Origin of the sequence: Roseomonas sp. E05, assembly GCF_030063475.1 — a bacterium.
Classification (GTDB): Bacteria; Pseudomonadota; Alphaproteobacteria; order Acetobacterales; family Acetobacteraceae; genus Pseudoroseomonas.
Map to the genome: position 1 here is coordinate 1 of NZ_JASIRT010000076.1, position 3296 is coordinate 3296.

Consider the following 3296-nt stretch of genomic DNA (forward strand, 5'->3'; position numbering starts at 1 on the left):
CTTCCGGCGTCTCACCATCCGCTATGAGCAACGGGTCGACATCCATCTGGCCTTCACCACACTCGCCTGCGCCCTCGTCTGCCTCAATCAAATCCGAAGGTTCTGTTAGACGTTCTAAGTATGAAGAGCTGCAGGAGCTGATCGACCCGCTCGTCGGGCTGTCCCAGCTCTATGGGAATTTCGGTGATCTGTCAGGCTACTCGCTGGATGGCCCTGTGCCGGAGCCGCAGGATCCGAAGCTGCGCAGCCGCGCGCAGGTCATGGTGGAACTGGCGCGGCAGAAGAACCTGACTATCCGGCAGCTCTATCTGGAGGTCGCGGCGGGCCGCGGCCACCGGACCGTCATCGGCACGGCGGCGGATATCGCCGATGCCATGGAGGAATGGCTGCTGGCGGATGCGGCGGACGGCTACAATATCATTCCCTCGCATCTTCCAGTGGCGCTGGATGACTTTGTGGCGCTGGTGATTCCCGAGTTGCAGAAGCGAGGCCTGTTCCGGAGGGAGTACGAGGGGACGACATTCCGTGCCAATCTCGGCTTGGCTGAGCCGGAGAATCTCTACGCAAAGACGGCCCTACGCGCACCCGCCTGAAGCAGGCGCGCCTCCGGCAGAGGATGGGTGGGGGAGAGCGCTCCCTTACGGTTTCGACTACGACTTCTCGATGTTCCAGAACACTGTGATCAGGGACGGCGAGTGCACGAATCCCCTGATGTTGTTTCGCCACGCATAGAGCTGCGCCCTCTGGCCGAGGACGACCGTCGGCATCACCTTCCAGAGGCGCCGGCTCAACTGTTTGAGGATCCCGCGCTGCTTCACCTCATCCGGCTCGTGGATGTAGGCGTCGCGCAGTGCCGCGGCCTCGTCATCGCAGGCCCAGCCCGCGAAGTTGCCGGCACCACAGGTGGTATCGGCAATGGAGTTGCTGAGCGGCGAAGCGATGCCGCTGCCCGACACGCTGGTGATGAAGAGATTCCACCCGCCTTTGCTTGGCTCCGCCTTGTTGTTGCGGCGGGCCATGTAAGTTCCCCAGTCAGCCTCGACCATCTCAATGTTCAGGCCGATCTTCCGCAGGTTCTCGGCGGCCAGATCGGTGGACTGCGCGACGAAGAGCACGTCACGGGAATTTAGGAGGACAACCTTCTCGCCTTTATAGCCGGATTCTGCGAGGAGCTGGCGTGCCTTCTCGAGGTCTGTCTTCTGATAGGGCTCCGAGCCATCCGTGACGCCGTTGGGGCTTCCGCAGACGAAGAAGCTGAGGCAGGGCTGCCCCCATTCCGGCCGTACGAAGGAAACTGCCATGTATTCGGGCTGATTGACGGCCAGTGCCAGGGCTTGCCGTGCCTTCACATTGTCGAAGGGAGGATACAGGCTGTTCGGCCGCATGAAGAAGGTGTTGTAGATCCTGGAGAGCGACGAGACGGTGATGTCGCGGCGGGAGGCCAGCAGTTCCGCCTGTTCGAAGGGAACCTGGTCGATGAAGTCGATTTCGCCGGCCATGAGCGCATTGGCCTTGGTGGATGCGTCCGGCATGACGGTGAACTCGACGCGGTCCACCTTGGCAACTTTGCCGCCGGCCATGCCGTTCGTAGGCTCCTCGCGGGACACGTAGCCCTCGAAGCGCTCATAGGCGAACTTGGCCCCTGGGATCCACTCCTTTGCCAGGAAGCGGAATGGCCCGGAGCCAATGATCGGCGTCTCGCGCGTGAAGCGCCCGCCCAAGGCTTCCTTCTCCCGCAGGATGACAGGCAAACCACTGCCGCTGTTGGCAAGGGCTTGGCGGACCGGAAATGGCCGCCTGAGCTTGATGATGAAGGTCTTCTCGTCCTCCGCCTGAAGCTCCGCAACATCCACGGCCATGGTGCGGCCAACGGTATCCAACTCCATCCAGCGATTGAGCGAGGCCACGACGTCGCGGGTCGTGACCTCGCTGCCGTCATGAAACTTGAGATGCGGGCGCAGTTTAAACCGGTAGCTTAGCTTATCGGTTGAAACACTCTCCTCCCCAACCATTTGGGGATGGATTCCCAGATTCTCGTCCTGAGCGAATAGCGTGTCGTAAACCATCATTCCGTGAATGTAGGTCTGCGTACCGGCAGGGCCAGTCGGATCGAGCGAAGGGATGTCTCCTCCGGGAGCGACGCGAAGTACACTCTGGGCGAGGGCTTGCGGAACGGCTGGGGCCAGCATCAAGCTGCAGCCAAGAAGCCACGCACGGCACATGCCCGGCATGGAAATCAAGGCAACCATCAATGATCCTTCACTTGCGTTCAGGTGATTGGCCGCCTGCTGACTTCCTCCAACCAAAGGTTAGGGCTTTAGAAAGCTCTTTGCTAGAGCTTCTGCAACGCATCAGACACATGTCCTAGCGAATGCAGCTCGCTCCTTAGAAGGACAGCAATGCTCACCTTTCGATAGCACCTAGAGCGGTTTCCGCTTTCACCGATTCAGAAGATTTCCTTCTGCGGCGAGGCGTGATTCGCTTTCCCTTCTGCGCAGGAGGGAAGGATGGCGCGAGCCTACAGTCAGGATCTCCGGGTGCGTGTCCTCGACGCGACGGCGCGAGGTATGTCGGCACGGCAGGCGGCGGCCCATTTCGGAGTGGGCGCGGCAACCGCCATTGTGTGGGTGCGGCGGGCGCGAGATGAGGGCGAGACGGCGGCGCGCCGTCAGGGGCAGCCCAAAGGCTCCAAGCTCGATGGAGAGGCCGATTTCCTGCTCGACCTGATCGCCGTCAGGCCTCTCATCACCCTGCACGAGATGCAGCAGCGGCTGTATGACGAGCGCGGCCTCTCGGCCGGGATCGGCACGCTCTGGCGCTTCTTCGCTGCGCGGGCGATCACCTTCAAAAAAAACCGCGCACGCCGCCGAACAGGATCGGCCGGACATCGCCACGGCCCGTGAAGCCTGGTTCGACCGACAGCCTGACTTCCATCCCGAGCGCCTGGTGTTCATCGATGAGACCGGTGCCAGCACCAAGATGGCCCGGCTACGGGGACGTGCGCCTCGTGGCGAGCGCCTGCGCGCAGGCGTGCCGCACGGGCACTGGAAGACCACCACCTTCGTCGCAGGCCTCCGTCTGACAGGCCTGACCGCATGGAGTGGCCCCTATTTCGACCGGACACCGGGCATAGCCCCGAGGGCCTAGGCTTGCGCCTAGGCATACGCCTATGCCGAACTGTAGCACGTCGATTGGGATGAGCGCTGGGCGTCAACTATGATGAGCGCCGCGGATGCGGTGGTGAAGGTTGTCCAGATGTCGCGCTGCGACAAGAGGGGACGGTAATTGACGTTGCG

At 62.1% G+C, this 3296-nt stretch carries 2 protein-coding genes and 2 pseudogenes; 3 read left to right on the forward strand and 1 reads right to left on the reverse strand.

All coding sequences use genetic code 11. From position 1 onward, the window contains the following. Both QMO56_RS26625 and QMO56_RS26630 read left to right on the forward strand, forming a co-directional pair. A pseudogene (locus QMO56_RS26625) lies at window positions 1–109 on the forward strand (IS5/IS1182 family transposase); the annotation flags it as partial. A 106-nt stretch (window positions 110–215) separates the two neighbouring features. After that, on the forward strand, window positions 216–593 hold the full coding sequence (locus QMO56_RS26630; protein WP_283530655.1) for a hypothetical protein: 378 nt from the start codon (window positions 216–218) through the stop codon (window positions 591–593). 57 nt (window positions 594–650) lie between these two features. Here QMO56_RS26630 and QMO56_RS26635 read toward each other — a convergent pair whose 3' ends face one another. Then, the gene (locus QMO56_RS26635; protein ID WP_283530657.1) at window positions 651–2249 is read right to left on the reverse strand and encodes an ABC transporter substrate-binding protein; all 1599 of its coding nucleotides are present in this window, start codon (window positions 2247–2249) and stop codon (window positions 651–653) included. A gap of 258 nt (window positions 2250–2507) precedes the next feature. Here QMO56_RS26635 and QMO56_RS26640 point away from each other — a divergent pair. After that, window positions 2508–3096, forward strand: a pseudogene (locus tag QMO56_RS26640) (helix-turn-helix domain-containing protein); the annotation flags it as partial. Window positions 3097–3296: the final 200 nt, after the last annotated feature.